At 70.5% G+C, this 16998-nt stretch carries 19 protein-coding genes; 7 read left to right on the forward strand and 12 right to left on the reverse strand.

Annotated elements, in window-relative coordinates:
• The 4 genes from BLQ91_RS11390 to BLQ91_RS11405 form a co-directional block, all read left to right on the forward strand.
• The coding region (locus BLQ91_RS11390) for an HPF/RaiA family ribosome-associated protein (protein ID WP_245733343.1) at positions 1 to 422 on the forward strand (422 nt) is incomplete at its 5' end.
• A gap of 352 nt (positions 423 to 774) precedes the next feature.
• Positions 775 to 951 carry a hypothetical protein gene (locus BLQ91_RS41200; protein WP_176959688.1) on the forward strand — a complete coding sequence of 59 codons (177 nt, stop codon included), beginning with the start codon at positions 775 to 777 and terminating at the stop codon, positions 949 to 951.
• 789 nt (positions 952 to 1740) lie between these two features.
• Positions 1741 to 2145, forward strand: coding sequence for a DUF2243 domain-containing protein (locus BLQ91_RS11400; RefSeq protein ID WP_218130240.1), 405 nt, complete (start codon positions 1741 to 1743; stop codon positions 2143 to 2145).
• Positions 2142 to 2963, forward strand: coding sequence for a cytochrome c oxidase assembly protein (locus BLQ91_RS11405; protein WP_218130241.1), 822 nt, complete (start codon positions 2142 to 2144; stop codon positions 2961 to 2963). The genes BLQ91_RS11400 and BLQ91_RS11405 overlap by 4 nt, the downstream gene beginning before the upstream one ends.
• On the opposite strand, the gene BLQ91_RS11410 is transcribed toward BLQ91_RS11405, so the two are convergent.
• Genes BLQ91_RS11410 through BLQ91_RS11420 form a run of 3 tightly spaced genes read right to left on the reverse strand, consistent with a single transcriptional unit; the run spans position 2933 to position 6109 of the window.
• Positions 2933 to 3583: a response regulator gene (locus BLQ91_RS11410; protein WP_090096787.1), complete on the reverse strand. Its 651-nt coding sequence runs from the start codon at positions 3581 to 3583 to the stop codon at positions 2933 to 2935. The genes BLQ91_RS11405 and BLQ91_RS11410 overlap by 31 nt on opposite strands.
• Complete coding sequence (locus BLQ91_RS11415; protein WP_090096788.1) at positions 3580 to 4740, reverse strand: sensor histidine kinase; 1161 nt, start codon at positions 4738 to 4740, stop codon at positions 3580 to 3582. Before BLQ91_RS11415 ends, BLQ91_RS11410 begins: the two co-directional genes overlap by 4 nt.
• Positions 4741 to 4762: 22 nt before the next feature.
• Positions 4763 to 6109 carry an alpha/beta fold hydrolase gene (locus BLQ91_RS11420; RefSeq protein WP_090096789.1) on the reverse strand — a complete coding sequence of 449 codons (1347 nt, stop codon included), beginning with the start codon at positions 6107 to 6109 and terminating at the stop codon, positions 4763 to 4765.
• A gap of 323 nt (positions 6110 to 6432) precedes the next feature.
• Here BLQ91_RS11420 and BLQ91_RS11425 point away from each other — a divergent pair, with 323 nt between their 5' ends.
• A complete protein-coding gene (locus BLQ91_RS11425; RefSeq protein WP_090096790.1) occupies positions 6433 to 6906 on the forward strand; it encodes an allene oxide cyclase barrel-like domain-containing protein in 474 nt (157 codons plus the stop codon).
• On the opposite strand, the gene BLQ91_RS11430 is transcribed toward BLQ91_RS11425, so the two are convergent.
• The 4 genes from BLQ91_RS11430 to BLQ91_RS11440 form a co-directional block, all read right to left on the reverse strand.
• Positions 6890 to 7948, reverse strand: coding sequence for an ABC transporter substrate-binding protein (locus BLQ91_RS11430; RefSeq protein WP_218130242.1), 1059 nt, complete (start codon positions 7946 to 7948; stop codon positions 6890 to 6892). The genes BLQ91_RS11425 and BLQ91_RS11430 overlap by 17 nt on opposite strands.
• A 180-nt stretch (positions 7949 to 8128) precedes the next feature.
• Positions 8129 to 8359, reverse strand: a complete 231-nt coding sequence (locus BLQ91_RS11435; protein ID WP_090097193.1) for a hypothetical protein — start codon at positions 8357 to 8359, stop codon at positions 8129 to 8131.
• 122 nt (positions 8360 to 8481) lie between these two features.
• Positions 8482 to 8628: a hypothetical protein gene (locus BLQ91_RS41205; protein ID WP_176959689.1), complete on the reverse strand. Its 147-nt coding sequence runs from the start codon at positions 8626 to 8628 to the stop codon at positions 8482 to 8484.
• Complete coding sequence (locus BLQ91_RS11440) at positions 8625 to 9242, reverse strand: flavodoxin family protein (RefSeq protein ID WP_090096792.1); 618 nt, start codon at positions 9240 to 9242, stop codon at positions 8625 to 8627. Before BLQ91_RS11440 ends, BLQ91_RS41205 begins: the two co-directional genes overlap by 4 nt.
• A 164-nt stretch (positions 9243 to 9406) precedes the next feature.
• Here BLQ91_RS11440 and BLQ91_RS41210 point away from each other — a divergent pair, with 164 nt between their 5' ends.
• Positions 9407 to 9583: a hypothetical protein gene (locus tag BLQ91_RS41210; protein ID WP_176959690.1), complete on the forward strand. Its 177-nt coding sequence runs from the start codon at positions 9407 to 9409 to the stop codon at positions 9581 to 9583.
• A gap of 28 nt (positions 9584 to 9611) precedes the next feature.
• Here BLQ91_RS41210 and BLQ91_RS11445 read toward each other — a convergent pair whose 3' ends face one another.
• Complete coding sequence (locus tag BLQ91_RS11445; protein WP_245733344.1) at positions 9612 to 10868, reverse strand: MFS transporter; 1257 nt, start codon at positions 10866 to 10868, stop codon at positions 9612 to 9614.
• A 187-nt stretch (positions 10869 to 11055) separates the two neighbouring features.
• On the opposite strand from BLQ91_RS11445, the gene pdxY reads away from it, so the two are divergent.
• Complete coding sequence (pdxY, locus tag BLQ91_RS11450) at positions 11056 to 11907, forward strand: pyridoxal kinase PdxY (RefSeq protein WP_090096794.1); 852 nt, start codon at positions 11056 to 11058, stop codon at positions 11905 to 11907.
• A gap of 118 nt (positions 11908 to 12025) precedes the next feature.
• On the opposite strand, the gene BLQ91_RS11455 is transcribed toward pdxY, so the two are convergent.
• The 4 genes from BLQ91_RS11455 to BLQ91_RS11470 all read right to left on the reverse strand — a co-directional run bounded on the left by BLQ91_RS11455 (position 12026) and on the right by BLQ91_RS11470 (position 16922).
• The gene (locus BLQ91_RS11455; protein ID WP_090096795.1) at positions 12026 to 13303 is read right to left on the reverse strand and encodes a glycosyltransferase; all 1278 of its coding nucleotides are present in this window, start codon (positions 13301 to 13303) and stop codon (positions 12026 to 12028) included.
• 78 nt (positions 13304 to 13381) lie between these two features.
• Complete coding sequence (locus tag BLQ91_RS11460) at positions 13382 to 14806, reverse strand: cytochrome P450 (RefSeq protein WP_090096796.1); 1425 nt, start codon at positions 14804 to 14806, stop codon at positions 13382 to 13384.
• A gap of 114 nt (positions 14807 to 14920) precedes the next feature.
• The gene (locus BLQ91_RS11465; RefSeq protein WP_090096797.1) at positions 14921 to 16162 is read right to left on the reverse strand and encodes an aminotransferase class I/II-fold pyridoxal phosphate-dependent enzyme; all 1242 of its coding nucleotides are present in this window, start codon (positions 16160 to 16162) and stop codon (positions 14921 to 14923) included.
• A 394-nt stretch (positions 16163 to 16556) separates the two neighbouring features.
• Complete coding sequence (locus BLQ91_RS11470; protein WP_090096798.1) at positions 16557 to 16922, reverse strand: hypothetical protein; 366 nt, start codon at positions 16920 to 16922, stop codon at positions 16557 to 16559.
• Between the last annotated feature and the right edge of the window lie 76 nt (positions 16923 to 16998).

Consider the following 16998-nt stretch of genomic DNA (forward strand, 5'->3'; position numbering starts at 1 on the left):
GACCATTTTGTTACTCGTTCCGGAGGGTGCTCATGCAGATCCAGGTCAACACCGACCACAACATCCACGGTGGCGAACGACTGGCCACCTATGTGACCACCGACCTGGAGAGCAGCCTGTCCCGGTTCAGCGGATGGTTGACCCGCGTGGAAGTGCACCTCAGCGAGGACGGGGGCAGCAAGCCGGACGACAAGAAGTGCGTCATCGAGGCACGGCCGGGAGGCAAACAGCCGGTCGCGGTCACTCACCACGCGACCACCGTGGACGACGCCTACGCCGGAGCGGCACACAAGCTGGGAAGGGTGCTGGACTCCCGACACAGCCGCGCCCACGACCACAAAGGCAGTGACAGCATCCGCCACATGCCCGCTCCCGAAGACCCGGAGCCGGTCGGCGCGACCGAGAACGAGCCTCAGGGCTGACCAAGCCGACCTGGCGCCGCAGGCATCATGGCTGAACCTCCGTTCGGGCGTGCCCGGTCAGAGCCGACGCGCGAACCGAGGTCCGTCCGACCGGCGCGGTGTATCCGGTGATCTTCATCGACGCTGTCCACGTCGAGATCCGGGACGGCAGGTGATCAACCGGCCGATCCACGTCACGCTCGCCGTCACCCCGATGGCGCCGGGACGTTCTCGGGTTGTGGGTCGGCGGCGAAGGCGTCGAACACTGGCTGCAACTGCCACCGAGCTCAAGAACCGCGGCGTGCCGACCTGCTGATGGTGTCTGCGACGGGTTGAGCGCCATGCCCGACGCGATCACGACCGGTGGCCGCGGATGATCATCCGGACTGGCGTGGTGCACCTGCTGCGCAACAGTTTCCGCCACGCCGGCCATCAGCGCCGGGTCTTGACCACCAAGGCGCTCAAGCCGGTGTGCACGGCACCGACCGAGGTCGCGGCCCGCGAGCGGTTCGCCGCGTTCATCGGGGTCCGGGCGGCCGCCATCCGGTGATCGTGCGGTTGTGGGACAACGCCGGCGCCGAGTTCGTGCCGTTCTTGGCATTCGATCCGGAGATCCGGCGGTGATCTGCTCGACCGGTGCGATCGAGAAAACCGCGCTCAACGCGGTCGACCTCGTTCGACAGACCCCGGCGACGAGTCTGGATCCGGTGTCAGCTCATGGGTATCGCAGGTGAAGGACGTGTCCACTTCGCGGTGTCATCGCAACCACAGCGCGTCGATTCACAGCACGTGTGAGAAGCGGTTGAGCCTTGTGCGATCAACAGCGAGACCGTCACACCGGGGCGAGACCCGGATAGGCCGGCCGTCGCCGGGTACTCCAGCCGACGTGATGAGACGCGCACCGCGGCAAGGGTTGCTCGCCGGCACGGCCGGGGTGGTGATGACGCTGGTGGAGAAGGCGGAACAACGTCTGACCGGTCGCCCGGACTCATCCGTGCCGGCGAGGGTCCCGCAGCGACTCACCGGGACGCGGGCCGTGGTCCTCGGTCGAGTTCGCCGTCGTTCGACTGACCGACGACCAGATCCCGGAGGACGCGACCGGCGTCCGCGCCGCCACCCACCTGGCCCCGCAGGCCGCGGTGCGACCCGGCCGTCACGCCCGTGCCGGCCCACCACCCGCCTGCGTGCCCACACCCGATAGCGCGAACGTCTCGGCACGACCCACCACATCACCGATCGGAGGACTGCGCGTCTGATGAGCGAACCCGCAGGGCATGCCCTACCGCCCTCCGCACCGGAACCCGTGCTCCTGCCCGGGAGATCGCTGGCTGTGTGCGCGATGATCGGCGCGGCGCTGATGGCCGCGGTCGACGAGATCGTGTTTCACCAAATCCTGGCATGGCACCACTTCTTCGACCGTTCCACCCCGGCGGTGGGGCTGGTGTCGGACGGTCTGCTGCACACCGCCGAGCTGCTGGGCCTGGTGGCCGGCTTCGTCCTGTACGCCGATCTGCGCCGTCGTCACGCTCTCGCCCCGGCTCACGCCTCGGCCGGGCTGTTCCTCGGTTCGGGCGGCTTTCAACTGTTCGACGGGATTGTCGACCACAAGGTGCTGCGCCTGCACCAGGTCCGCTATGGCGTGGACCTGGTGGTCTACGACCTGGTGTGGAACGGCGCGGCGCTGGCGCTGTTGGCCGTGGGCGCCGTCCTCGCCGTGCGGGCGCGTCGAAAGGCCGGCTCGTGAGCGACCATCACCTGCACCACGCGCCCGCCGTGGCGCCCACCGGGCTGGTCGGGATGGTCATCGCGGTGGCGGCCGTGCTGGCCGCGTCTGCCTATCTGGCAGGCAGTATCCGTCTGCGCCTGCGCGGTGATGCCTGGCCGGGATGGCGAGACACCTGCTTCACCGCGGGGTGCGCCGTCCTGGTTTACGCGCTCCTCGGACCGCTGCCAGGTGGCCCGTTCACCGCCCACATGGGCCAGCACCTCGTGCTGGCCATGATCGCCCCCGTGCTGGTGGTGCTGGCCCGCCCGCTGACTTTGCTGCTGCGGGTGCTTCCGACGCGACTCCGGCGCACGCTGCTGGCCGTGGCGCACTCGGCTCCCGCGAGCGTGCTGGTCTTCCCGCCGCTCGCGGCAGTGCTGGACGTCGGCGGTCTGTGGCTGCTCTACCGGACGTCCTTGTTCGCCAGCCTCCACCACCAGCCGCTGCTGCACGCCGCGGTCCACGTGCACGTCGTGGTCTCCGGGCTGCTGTTCACCTTCGCCGTGTGCCAACTGGACCCGGTTCGACGCCGCTGGAGCCTGGCCTGCCGCGCCACTGCCCTGCTCGGTGCCGGCGCCGCTCACGCCGTCCTCGCCAAGACTCTCTACGCGGCACCTCCGCCGGGCACCGCCTTCGCCACTGCTGACCTGCACACCGGCGCCCAGCTGATGTACTACGGCGGCGACCTGGCCGAGATCGCCCTCGCCGCGATCATCGCCATCCAGTGGTACGCCGCCAGCGGTCGCACCCGAACCCACCGGCAACGTCAGGGAGTGCCCAGGATGGCGTGCTCGTAGGCGTAGATCACCAGGTGCACGCGAGTGCGGAGGCCGAGTTTGGCGAGTACGCGCGCCACGTGGGTTTTGACCGTGCCTTCGCCGACGGTCAAGGCACGGGCGATCTCGGCGTTGCTGAGGCCTCGTGCCACGTGTCTCAGCACCTCCTGCTCGCGTGGGGTGAGCAGGTCCAGTCCGGTCGGTGCGGGGCGGGGCGCGAACTGCGCGAACCGGCGGATGGCGCGGCGGGTGACCTGCGGGTCGAGCAGCCCCTGCCCCCTCGACGCCGCGCGGACGGCCTCGACGAGCAGCGCCGGTTCGCTGTCCTTGAGCACGAAGCCCGCCGCGCCCGCCCGCAGCGCGCCGAACAGGTACTCGTCGACGTCGAACGTCGTCAGCGCGACCACCGCGGGCGCGGGGGTGACCGATTCGGTGATCCGGCGGATGGCCGCCACCCCGTCCATCCGCGGCATCCTCAGATCGAGCACCACCACGTCCACGTCCAGTCGGCGGGCCTTGTCCACGGCTTCGGCGCCGTCCACGGCCTCGTCGACCACCTCGATGTCGGGTTCGGCGTCGAGGACCAGGCGCAGTGCCCACCGCGCGGGCTCTTGGTCGTCCGCGACCAGGGTGCGGATCACCGCTGCTCCCCCAGCGGGAGCCGGGCTTCGACGAGCCAGCCGCTGGGGCGGTTCGGTTCGATCCGCAGGGTTCCGCCGAGCAGCCGGGTCCGTTCCCGGATGCCGCGCAGCCCGGTGCCGTCGGTCGTCGGGCCGGGCGTGGTGGAACCGTTGTCCGCCACGGTGATCACGACGGCGTCCGGCGTGTGGTGGAGGCGCAGGTCCACCCTGGACGCGTCGGAGTGGCGCAGCGCGTTGGTGAGCGCCTCCTGCGCCAGCCGGTAACCGGCGTGGTCGACCAAGGGCGGCAGGGTGCCCGGCGCAGGGCCGTCCCTGGTGAGGGTCACGGTGCGGTTGGGCCCGGTCACGTGGTCCACGAGGGCGTCCAGGTCGGCCAGCGTGGTGCCGTGCGTGGGCAGTGCGGCCAGAACGTCGCGGACCTCGCTGAGCGCGGTGGCCGACACCTCGGCGATCGTCACCAGCGCCCGGTCGGCAACCGCGGGCAGGGAGCGGGCGACGTGCCGGACGGCGTTGGCCTGCATCCGGATCACGGTGAGGTGGTGCCCGACGGCGTCGTGCACCTCGCGGGCGATCCGGGCGTGCTCCTCGGCGATCACCGCGCGGGTCTCTTCCCGGTAGAGGAGCTCGGCCTGGTCGGCGCGGTCGCGGTGCATGCGCAACGCGGAGCCCGCGGCAGCCGGCGCGATGCCGAGCAGGAGCAGGTCCGTGAACGTCGCGGCCGTCGGTGAGTGGGCTCCCGCCGCAGCCAGGACGAGGAACCCCGCCGCGGCCAGAACGAACACCGTCCGCCGGGGACGGTGGTACGCGGCGGAACCGAACGCGGCCATGGCGGCCAGGCGCCCGGACCAGTCCGGCACGGCGACGACGACCACGATCGCCGCGGAGGCGAACGCCGTGGTCAGGGGAAAACGACGGCGTAGCAGCAGAGGCACCGCCACCGCGACCGACGCGGCGACCAGGACGACCGGGCTCGTGGGGCGGTGTTCGACCAGCCCGAGCACCGACACGACTGCCACGGCCGCGCCGGCGAACACCGCATCGCCTCCGATGGTGTCGCGAAGCCGCTTCGGGAACGTCCGCGTGCCCGGTGGGAACGACCACCACGAGCGCGGTACCGCCGGGTGGCTGGCGGGACCGCGCATCCGCAGGTCGTCCATGCTGCAGTTGTACACGGCCGGGTCAGACCGGTGAGCCGCACCGCGCGTCCGGCGCGGGTAGCTCCCCGGCCAGGAGGTAGCGGTGCACGTGGTCGCGGACGCAGGCGTTGCCGTTGAGGTAGAGCCCGTGGTTGCCCTCCACGGGCAGGTACGCGCCTCGCAGCTGAGCGGCGACCCGGCGGCCGTGCTCGGCGGGGGTCAGCGGGTCGTGTTCGCCGTTGGCCACCAGCACGTTCGGCATCGGGGGCAACGTCGTCGGCGGGTTGAGTCCTTCTCCGGGCACACCCGAGCAGTGCCCGGAGACCCGCCACGGGACCGCTGCCCACCCCAGCCGGGGCGCGGCCGTCCGCAACCGGTCCTCCACCCGCTTCACGGCCGGGAAGTCGTCCGGCAAGGGGAAGTCCGCGCAGAACGCCGTCCGCGCGAGACCGACATCGGACGGACCGGGCCTCGGTGTGATCGCCGTCGTGTCGCCGGCCGCCAGCTGCGCGAGTCCGGTGGCCAGCGCGGGCCAGCCCTTGTCGTTGCCGATCCTCGCCACAGCCCACCGGAGAACCGCGGACACCTCCACGCCGGGCGTGGACAGCACGCGGTCCCACACGGCGATCAGGTCCTCGCCGTGCAGCGCGCAACCGGTGTCAGCCGCGCACCACCGCGCCATCCGGTGGAGGTTGCCCTCCGCCACGACGGCACCGGCCCGAGCCCACTCAGCCGGGTCGCTCCGGGTGTGGTCCAGCACGCTGTCCAGGTACATCCGCCCGACCCGGTGGCCGAACAGGTCCGCGTACAACTGCCCGTACACCGTGCCGTAGGAGTTGCCGAAGTAGTTGAGCCGGCGCTCCCCCAGCGCGCGCCGGACGGCGTCCATGTCGTGCGCGACCTGGCGGGCGTTGAGGCGCCCCCGGTACTCGCCCATCGCCGCCGCGCAGTCCGCCGCGAACCGGCCGTTGGCGGCGGCGTACTCGCGATGGGCGGACTCACTCACCGGCGAGGGCAGCGGCGCAGGATTCGGAGCCGGACAGGCGACGCCCATGCCGCGCGGGTCGAACACCACGACGTCGAACCGCGCCGCGAGGTCCGCGAACTGGTCGCGGTAGCCCGGGAACGCGAAATTGGGGATGGACGCCCCGGGGCCACCGGGGTTGAGCAGGAGGACACCGGTCTTCTGCTCCCGTGCCGGGATCTTCAGCAACGGCACGGCGATCCGGGTGTCACCGGAAGGACGGGTCCAGTCGGCGGGAACGAGGACTTCGCTGCACCGCAGCCCGTCGTAGCACTCCCGCCAGTGCAGACCCTCGCCAGCAGTGGCGGACCCTGCGCCTCCTGCGAGCAAACCGACTACGGCCAGGAGCGTCATCAACGCTTTCATGCCTGCGATTCGATCATCCAGACCACGCGAGCACGTCTGCCTTTCGACAGACATTCCGCTCATCACGACGACCGGCGCCGGCCTGCTCCACGAAGTCACGCGGCCGCGACTTCGCCGACGCGAGCTCGGCGAACGCCTGCCGGACAGGCTCATTTCACCTGGACGTGTGGCTTGTCGGCGAAGCGGTACCGCTGGGTGCGCGGACCGTGCCGAGTGGACAGCCGTTCGAGGTCCGGTCGGTACCCCATCGATCGATGTGCCCTGTGGGACGACGGGCCTAGCGTCGGCGAGGGGGAATCCGGTTCGGACGCGGAGGTGCGTAGATGAAGGTTCAACCGTGGCTCGTGGTGCTCGCTGTCGCCGGGACGCTCGTGGGCGCTGATCAGGTGGACCAGCGGCAGACGACGATCGAGCTGACTTCCAAGCGGACGCTCATGTCGGCGCCGGTGAACATCGCGGTGGGGGGCGGGTTCGTCAGCGGTGGTGAGCTCGCGGACGGGCAGGGCCGGGCCAAGGTGGGCAACGGGTTCTCCCACTGCGGAGTGCTGTCGGTGTCCGTGGCGGTGCCGCCCGCGGTGACGGCGCACTGCACCTCCACCTTCCGGATCCAGGACGGGGAGCTGCACCTGTCCGGCCTGCGTCACTACAGGTCGATCACCGAAGGCTTCGAGGACACGACCATGGCCGTCATCGGCGGCACCGGCAAGTACTCCAACGCGCGCGGCGAGGCCAAGGCCACCCGTGTGGTGGACAGGGCTGACGTGGGCTACCGGTTCACCATCACGCTGGTGGACTGAGGAGCAGTTCACCGCCGATCGGCACGCCCGGGACGCGGCGGTTGTCCACGACGACCAGTTCCGGGCGCTGTCCGCCGCGCCACTGCCCACCCGCCAGCGCGATCTTCGCGACGCCGGGCGCGGGGCCGTCCGTCCAGTCCAGGGTTCCGGCGAGGGTGTCCAACCTCAGGCCTGCCAGCGCCCCGGCCGTCTCCGTGCGGGAGCGCGAGGCGGTGACGGCGTGGCAGACGACCTCGAGCGCGGCATGCGCCACGCCGAGCGGTTGCGTCCACGGCATGCCGGTCGCGTTCTCGTAGGCGGCTGCCAGTTCGCGCCCCGCGCCGTTCCCGTGCGCGGGAGTCCAGTAGACGATCGTGGCGATCCGGTCCAGACGGGCGTGCGCGGCGACGCTGAAAGGGTAGGTCAGCCAGCGCGAGCAGGTGACCAGCCGGGGACGGGCGCGCCCGATGGCCGCCGCGAGGTCGGCGGCGGTCGCGGCCGAGGTCAGCACCTCCACCTCCGCCAGGTCGGGCAGGTCGTCGCCGTGCTCGCGGTAGGGCAGGTCGACCAGCACGTGCCCACGCGCTTCGGCCACCGGCCGGAACCACCGCCGCAGCGCACGTCCCTGCGTGCCGTCGTTCCACAGGCAGCCCACCCGGCGTGCGGCGCCGAGGTGCTCCCACAGGTCGGTGAACACCTCGGCGATGTCGTCGACGCCCCAGCTGAAGTGGAACGCCCACCCCGGCCGGTGGTCGTCGCCGAACACCTCGGCGTCGAACACCTGCCACGGCAAGGTCGTCGACACGCACGGCACCTCCCGCTCGGTGCAGGCACGCGCGACCGCGGGCAGCGTCTCCGTGCCACCCAACGTCACGACCGCCCGCACGCCCGCGTCGGCCAGCGCCGACACCGCGGCGCGAGCGCCCTGCGGCGTGGAGCAGCTGTCGTGGACCAGCACGTCCACCGGCCACGGCAGAGCGCCGGCGACGAAGTCCAAGGCCGCGCCCAGCGGCGCGAGCCTCCCGGTTCGCGCGAGAACGATCCCGATCAGCGGCTTCGGCACGTCCGGCACCGTAGCGACGGGCAGGTCGCCACGAATGAGTGATCACCCCGTTCGGACACGGCGCAGCACAGCCCACAAAGGACGTTCAGGTGATCACCGCGCCGTACCGGGCCTGGCGAGGCCTGGCGTGTCGCCGGCGATCCGGCGGACCGGATCGCCGGCGGCTTCGCTGGGACGGCGTCAGCCGTTCAGGCGCCGGGTCAGCAGTTCCTTGCCCTCGTCGGCGCCCTTGCGGCTCGCCTCCTGGGCGCGGCGGAAGAAGTCCGCCAGCTCGCTGTCACCCGCACGGTCCGCATCGGCGATGTAGGTCTCCAGCCGCAGCACGTTGCTCAGGCACGCCTCGACGAACCAGATGATGTTGTAGTCCTTGTCCGGCGTGCCCGTGACCTGACCGGTCTCGTTGCTGGACATCCGCTCCTCCTCCTGGTCGGGTTCCCTCTCGGCGTAGTACCCGCACCTGGCCAGCCGACACGTCCGCTGTCGCCGGGTGTACCCGGGCGGAGGCGGCCGGACGGGTTCGCCGCGCCGGTCGGTCACAGCGCGGCAAGGGTGTCGCGGCAGAGCTGCGACTCCTCGCGTGGAAGTACCACGAGCACCGGAACCGCGGAATCGCTGGGTGCCGAGTCGACGTGCAGCACCTCGTGCACCACTTCCCACTCGCTCGTGTGGATGGTCCTCACTGGACCGGCGGATACCGGTCCTGCTTGAGCAGCCGCGCCAGGTGCGCGGCGTTGCTCGCCAGCTTCTTGTTGGTCGAGGCCACCGGGTCGGGCGTCTGCTCCAGCTCGATGTAGTCCTTCGGGTTCATCGCCTCGTTGTTCCAGTACGTGCCACCGCTGGCCGGGATGGTGAACCCGACGTCGTTGAGGGCCTGGAAGCAGTCGGCGATGATCTTGTGCGCGCCGTCCTCGTTGCCGACGACCGCGACCACCGCGACCTTGCCGTAGGTCAGCAGGCGGCCCTCGTCGTCGGTCTCGGACAGCTCGGCGTCCAAGCGCTCCATCACCCGTTGCGCCACGCTGGACGGGTGCCCCACCCAGGTGGGCGTGGCCAGCACCAGGATGTCGGCGGCCAGCACCCGTTCCCGGATCATCGGCCACTCGTCGCCCTCGCCCATGTCCTTCTGCACGCCGGGGCGCACGTCGTGGTCCACGACCCGGATCAGGTCACCCGTCACACCGTGTGCGGCGAGCTCGTCCAGCACCTGGCGAGCGAGCTTGTCGGCGCTCGACGGCTCGGGTGAGGGCTTGAGGGAGCAGGTCAGCGCGAGCGCGGTCAACGTCGTGGGAGCCATGCACAGGGCCTACCCGCTCCCCCCGGCCCCAACCACGTCCTCGGCGAGCACCCGATGGGGGACGCCGACGAACGCGACGGCCCGCTTCGGGGGAAGCCCGCGTCGAACCCGGCAGGCCGGGTAGCCAGCACTTCGGACCGACTGCGGACCCGAGGGAGGACGACATGGAGGAAACGGACGTCCAGGCTCTGCACAAGAGGGCCGAACTCCTGGGGGTGATCAACCACGACGACTTGTCACCGGACGATCTGCGCAAGGCCATCGAGGCACGCGAACACGGCGCCGACCCCCGTCAGGCCCAGCAGCACGTCCAAGACGACACCGCCGGCGACGAACCCTGACGCGACACGGGCTGTCCGCCCGTCGGGATCACCGACCTGCCCGGGCACGCGATGCCGCCAGGGCACGGTTGTTCAGCGCGGGGTAGAAGACCAGCGCCACCAGGATGAGGAAGACGCCCGCGACGACATACGAGACCTGGGCACCGAACGCACTGGCGAGAACACCGCCGAGTGCCGCCCCCACCGGTCCCCCGATCATGACCACGAACCTGCTCGACGACAGCACCCTCCCCAGGAGCTCATCAGGCACGATCTGTTGGCGCAGTGTGCTCACCACGACTTTCTCCGCGGTCATCAGCGCGCCGGTCACGATCATCATCGTGGCCGCGACCCACGCATCGGCGACAAGTCCCAGAACCAGGATGGCCGCGCCCACGCCGGCTTTGCCCACGATCATCACCGTGCCGGGGCCGAACCGCTTGCCGGCGGCCGCGGCGGCCAGTCCCCCGACCGTCGCGCCGACCGCGGTGGCCGTCAGCAACAGGCCGAAACCGAGATCGGGAAGTCCGAGGACGTCCTTGGCCAGCAGCGCGAGCATCGCGAACTGAGCGGTGACGGCGACGTTGCCGAGGCAGGAAACCACGGCCAGCGCCCGCAGGGTCCGGTTCCCGGACAACCAGCGAATGCCCTCGACGATGTCGCTCCGCATGCTCTTGCGCGGAGCTCCGGAGGTGTTCTCCGGCTTGGCGTCCGCCCGGATCGAGAAGATCAACAGGCCGCTGGCGGCGAACGAGACAGCGTTGGCGGCAAACGGCAGGACGTTCCACACCGCGAACAGCGCGGAGCCGAGCGGAGGCCCTGCGAAGTCCTCACCGCCGCTGTCCGCCGCGACGATCCGCCCGTTCGCCGTCGCCAGGCTCCGCGGATCGCGGGAGACGAACTCGGGAACTGCCGACTGGGCGGCGATGTCGAAGAAGACTTGGCCGACGCCCAGCAGGAACGCCGCGAGCACCAGCCACAACAGGTTCACCCGCGCGGTCAGGACCAGCACCGCGAGAGCGACCAGGACCACGAACCGGCCCAGGTCGGCCCACACCATCACCCGCCGGCGGTCCAGCCGGTCCACCGCGACACCGGCGTGCAGCGACAGCAGCACCCAGGGGATCTCGGCGGCCATCACGACGAAGCTCAAGGCCATCGGGCTGCTGGTGCTCTGCAGGACCAGCAGGGGCAGCGCGGCGGCGTGCATGCCGGTACCCACGGCCGACACGAGAGTGGCGCCGAAAAGCCTGTGGAAGCGACTGCCCAGCCTCACCCTGACGTCGTCCGATCTCTTCGCCGGCACGCCGGGAGATCCTCCCGTCAGCGCGCCGGCAACAGGTCATGACCTTCACCGGCCAACGGGACATCTCCGCCGGTACCGGGGCCGACACGTTCAGCGGCGGCCGTGACGGCCGGGGGCGGATGTGACACGAACACCAACGTGGTCCAGCGGTGCCACGACGTCAACGTGTCCGTTCTAGGCTGGGCGGATGAAGGTTCTGTCCATCCAGTCGGTCGTCGCCCACGGCCACGTCGGCAACTCCGCCGCCGTGTTCCCGCTGCAGCGCCTCGGGGTCGAGGTCGTCCCGATCCCCACGGTGAACTTCTCCAACCACACCGGGTACGGCGCGTGGCGCGGTCCGCTCCTGCCGCCGTCGGACGTGGCCGAGATCCTGCTCGGGGTCGAGGAACGCGGGGTGTTCCCGCAGGTCGACGCCGTGCTGTCCGGCTACCAGGGCGGCACGGGCATCGCCGATGTGATCATCGACGCGGTGCGCAGGGTGAAAGCCGCGAACCCGGCGGCGCTCTACGCGTGCGACCCGGTGATGGGCAACGCCAAGTCCGGGTGCTTCGTCGCGCCCGAGATCCCCGTGCTGCTGCGCGACCGGGTCGTGCCGGTGGCCGACATCATCACCCCGAACCAGTTCGAACTGGGCTTCCTCACCGGCACCGAGCCGGCGAGCGTCGAGGAGACGCTGGCGTCGGCCGACCTCGCCCGCGCGATGGGTCCGTCGACCGTGCTGGTCACGAGCGTCGAGCGGCCCGACCGGGAGGAGGGCACGATCGAGATGCTGGTCGTGGACACCGCCGGGTCGTGGCTCGTGAGCACCCCGCACCTGCCGTTCAAGGCGAACGGGTCCGGCGACGTCACCGCCGCGCTGTTCACCGCCCACTACGTGCAAACGAAGGACGCGGCGCTGGCGCTGGAGCGCACCGCGTCGAGCGTTTTCGACCTGATCGACCTGACCTACCGCTCCGGCGAGCGCGAGCTGCGGCTGGTGCAGGCCCAGGAGTTCTACGCGACGCCGCGGATGCAGTTCAAGGCCGAGCAGGTGCGCTGAGCCCGCACCGCTCGGTCGCCGCGCAGGACCGTTCGAACCGCCACCCCGTGCCCAGTCACGAGACCGGCAGCACCGGGGTGGCGGTTCGACGATGAACGCGTTGGCGGCCAGCACGCCGTCAGTTGTGCACGGCCGGCTGGATTCCCAGCTCTGCGGCCCAGCGCTCGACAACGTCCGCGGCGGCTGTCTGCACGGTGGTCGCCGAGACCCGTGCGCCGAGTTCCTTCGCCCGATCGGTACATGCCAGCGCCGCGTCCACGGCGGCGCCGAGCCGGTCCAAGGTGAGCTTGTGGAACGGCAGGCGCACGCCGGCACCGAGCTTCTCGATGCGCCACGCCCAGTAGGCCTGGTCGGCGAGCACTCCGGCGATGACGGAAGGCAGACCCGCGCGCAGGACGGACGCGGTCGTGCCCGACCCGCCGTGGTGCACGGCGGCCCGGCACCGCGGCAGCACCGCGTCGAAGTCGACGTTGTTCGTGACGTACAGGTGGTCCGGCAGCTCGGCGCCGTCGGCACCGAAATCGCTCCAGCCGGCGCAGATCAGCCCCCGCAAGCCCCGCTCCCGCGTCAACCGGGCGATGTCGCGCAACATGGCCGGAGGGTCGGCCACCGGCGTCGAGCCGAAGCCGAAGAAGACGGGTGCGCTGCCGTCGTCCAGCCAGGCGTCCAGGTCGGCCGGCACCTGTTCGCCGAGGCGGGTCCTGAGGTCGGCGGACAGTGCCTGCCACCCGACGATCTCGTGCCGCTCGTCCCATTCCGCCGGCCTCGGCGCGAGTTCCCCGCTGTACATCGCCACCGACGGGATCAGCTCCACGCGCGGGGCACGCTTGAACCTCGCGATGCCGAGCACGTCGCACATCTCGTCGATGTTCGGCTTGCTCTCCTGCCAGAACGCCATGTCCAGCAAGCGCCAGCTGGCCAGGTTCAACCAGCGCAGGCGCAGGTCGTGGACAGGCGAGAGGAAGCTCGCGTGGTTCCCCGCGTCGAGGACCGGGTACGGGCTGGACGTGCGGTGCGGCACACCGAGCGCCTTCGCGAGGCACTCGCCGCGGTACACGGTCGTGATCGTCGAGATCACCATGTCCGCGCCTTGGGCCGCGGTGACGCACGCGTCGATGATCGACCGGTTCGCCTTGCGCTCCTCCAGGGTCATCGCCTTCAGAAACGCGAGGACCTTGCCTCGTGCCATGTGGTTCCGCGCCGCGTCGGAGGTCAGCAGCGCGTTCATGTCCGGCTTCATCGGGACGACGTCGATGCCGGCACGCGCGACCCAGGCCGCGAGGTTCTCGTTCACCGTCATCACCACCGAGTGCCCCCGGCGCCGCAGTTCGTCGCCGAGCGCCACCATCGGCTGGATGTCTCCCCGCGAACCGTGCGCGAGCATCGCCACTCTCATGGGAACTTCCTTCGCAGTGGTCTGTGAACTCCCGGGCGGAAGTTCCGGATCGTCGGCCTTCCGTCCACACCGGACGTGTCAGGTGATGCGGTCGAGGTGGACGGGGAGACCGCCGGTCGGAGACGGGGTGTTCGACCAGTCCCACCGCGCCCGGTAGCCCTCCGGCAGCCGCCACCGGTGACGCAGCAACAACTCGTGCAGGATCGTCTTGACCTCCAGGAAGCCCAGCACCATCCCGATGCACTTGTGCGCGCCGCCGCCGAAGGGCACCCACGCGAACCGGTGCGCCTGGTCCTCCCGGCGCGGTTCGGCGAACCGGTCCGGGTCGAACACGTCGGGTTCGCGCCAGTACGCCGGGTCGTAGTGGTTGGCGGCGGGCATGACGACCGTGGTGGTGCCGGCCGGCAGGTGGTAGCCCGTGAGGTCGACGTCGCGGACCGTCCTGCGCACGAACGTGGGCACGGGCGCGACCAGGCGCAGCGACTCCTTCACCACCAGGTCGAGCGTGGTCAGCCGGTCGAGGCCGTCGAGGTCGGGGGCCGGACCGAGGGCGACGGACTCGGCTCGGGCCCGTTCCTGCCACTCCGGCTGGCGAGCCAGGTGGTACATCGCCGCCGTCGCCGTGGTGGCCGAGGTGTCGAGCGCGGCCACCATCAGGAAGATCATGTGATCGACGATCTCGGTGTCGGTGAACCGCTGGCCGTCCTCGTCCCGTGCGGAGGCCAGCACCGAGAACAGGTCGCTGCCGGCACTGTTCCGTTTGCCGGGCAGGCCGGCTTTGAAGTACTCCTCGAGCATCGTCCTGCCCCGCAGCCCTGCCTGCCACTTGCCGCCCGGCACGGGAAACCGCGCCAGGGCGGTGGTGCCGTCGACCGCGGCCTTGAACGCCCGCATCACCGGCTCGTTCGTGCCGAGGGCGCGCGCCATGAACACCTGGGAGCCGATGTCCATGGTGAGCCGGGCCATCAACGGGTGGACGGCGAGCCGGTCCGGCAGGTCGGCGAGCACCTCGCGGACGACCTGGCCGGCGACCTCCGCGTAGGCGGCGAGCCGGGGCCGGGTGAAGGCCTGCTGCATGATCCGCCGGTGCTGCAGGTGTTCGTCGTCGAGCATCAGCAGGCCACGCCGGAAGAACGGGTCGAAGAACAGGTTCCACCCGGACTGCGAGAAGGCCTTGTCCTTGTTGGTGAGCACGGCCTGGGTGGCGTCGGCGCCCCCCACCACCGCCATCTTGACGCCGAACGCCTTCATCCACGACACCGGTCCGTACCGCGTCACCCTGGCGCGTTCGAACCGTGGGCCGTACCGCATCCACGCGAGCCCATGACCGACCACGGGAAGGCCGGGGTCGCCGGGCACGGCCCGCAGGCCCGAGCCCGGCGGCGGCGCGGCCAGGTGCTTGGTCCGCGCGGCGCCGCCGCGCAGCACCCGCGACTCCAGCCAGCTCGGCACCGGCACCGTGCTGATCGCCAAACGGCGCGTCTGCTGTTCGTGAACCGTCATGCCGGTTCTCTTTCCTGTCACGAGTCGGGAATCGGTGCGTGAGGGCGGGGACGAGCGGCGACGCGGCTCCTGGCCGTCGACCGCCGCGGACGGCTCAGCTCCGCCGGACCTGCGTCAAGAGATCACCCGCAACGCACGGCCCACCTTCTCGAACGCCTCCAGCGTGCGCTCCAGGTGCTCGGGGGTGTGCGCGTTGTTGAAACTGGTGCGGATGAGGCTCCGTCCCTGGGAGACGGCCGGGGGGATGGCCGGGGTGGCGAAGACCTTCTCGTCCCACAACCCGCGCCAGAACTGGAAAGCGGTGCTCTCGTCGCCGACCAGCACGGGGATGATCGGGCTGTTGGAGCCGAGCAGGTCGAAGCCGAGGCCCAGGAGGTTCCGGCGCATGAAGTCGACCTTCGACCACATCTGCTCGCGGTGCTCGGGCTCGGAGCGGATGATGCGCAACGCCGCGAGACTGGCGGCGATGTTCGGAGCGGGCAGAGCGGTGCTGAAGATGAGCAGCCGTGCGGTGTGCTTGACGTGGTCGATGACGTCGGCCGTGCCCGCCAGGAACCCGCCGACGGACGCGAGCGCCTTCGAGAACGTGCCCGCCACGACGTCGACGTCGTCAGCCAGGCCGAAGTGCACGTGCGACCCTTCGCCGTGCGGCCCGAGCACGCCGGTCGCGTGCGCGTCGTCGCACACCACCCGTGCGCCGTACCTCTTGGCGACGTCCACGACTTCGGGGATCGCGCCGATGTGGCCGGACATCGAGAAGACGCCTTCGGTGTAGATGACGCGCCCGCCCGGCAGGCCTTCGTCCTCTTTGAGAAGCCGCTCGAGATCGGCGGCGTCGTTGTGCTCGAAGCGTCGCGGCCGGTTCGCCATCAGCCGCGAGCCGTCGATCATGCTCGCGTGGTTCTCACTGTCGAAGTACAGGATGTTGCGGCGTCCGCCCAGCGTCGCGACGGACGAGGCGGTCGAGAGGAAACCGGCGCTGAAGACCAGAGCGGATTCCTTTCCGAGGAAATCCGCCAGTTCGGCCTCGAGGGTCTCGTGGAGCTCGAGGGTGCCGGTCAGGAACCGCGATCCCGAACAGGACATGCCGAAGTCGTCCACGGCGTCCCGCGCGGCCTTGCGCACCCGTTCGTCCTGGGTCAGGCCCAGGTAGTCGTTGGACCCGGTGAGGACGTACTGCTCGCCGTCCACCACCACGGTGCCGCCGTTGTGCCGGGTCATGGCCTTGAAGAACGGGTACATGCCCATTGCGCGTGCCTGGTCCGCCCGACGCGGGGCCCGCAGATCGGCGAAAGCGTCCACAACGGGTTCACGAACGAGGCTCGAGGTGCCTCCGATGATGCCAGTCTCGCCCATGGCCGAACACTCCTGGTTCGTTGCTCCGCGAAAAGTCCCGCACGACTGATGAAACAGACGTTATTGCACGGAGCACCACATTCCGCCCATTGCCCAGTAACCGCATAGCTGAAAGGGCGTTTCCTCGTCGGCAGGAATCGCGGATGCTCGAGACATCCGCCGCATTCGAACGCAAAAGCCGAGAACGTGCATTTGCTGAGCCTTTCGGAGGCTCCGCTGGGCGAGACCGGACCGCGGCACGTACGGCGCTGAGTGGTGACGGCACTGGGCGGTGACGGCACTGGGCGGTGACGGCACTGGGCGGTGACGGCACTGGGCGGTGACGGCACTGGGCGGTGACGGCACTGGGCGGTGACGGCGCCCTCGTGGCGAGCGAGGGCGCCGTCACCGACGATCACAGCTCGCGGATCGCGATGTCCCGAACGCCGTTCCAGCACCATCCCGCGCTCGCCGAGCCCCACCGGTAGGGCGAGGAGGAGACGACGCCGCTGGTGGCGGTGGACCCACCCACGCACGTGACGACGATGTACCAGCCCGCCTCGCCCGGCCACTGGCCGTTGTAGCAGGACGCGTCACCGTGGGTGAAGCCCGCCGTCACGCTCGTGGTCAGGGTGCAGTACATGCCCCTCTTCGGCGTGGACGTGATCACCGATCCCGGTGGCGCCGCGGTCGCCACCGCGGTGGTGCTCGCGATGACGCCGACGGCGAGTGCCCCCGCCACCGCCGCCTGTCCCGCCTTGCGCAGCAATTCCTTCATCATGTCCCTCGTTCGTTCCCCTCGTGGCGCGGTCCCTTGCCGCGCAACGTCATCCTGCGGCCGTGCGCCAAGCCCGCGA

Source organism: Lentzea jiangxiensis, from assembly GCF_900104175.1.
Lineage (GTDB): Bacteria > Actinomycetota > Actinomycetes > Mycobacteriales > Pseudonocardiaceae > Lentzea > Lentzea jiangxiensis.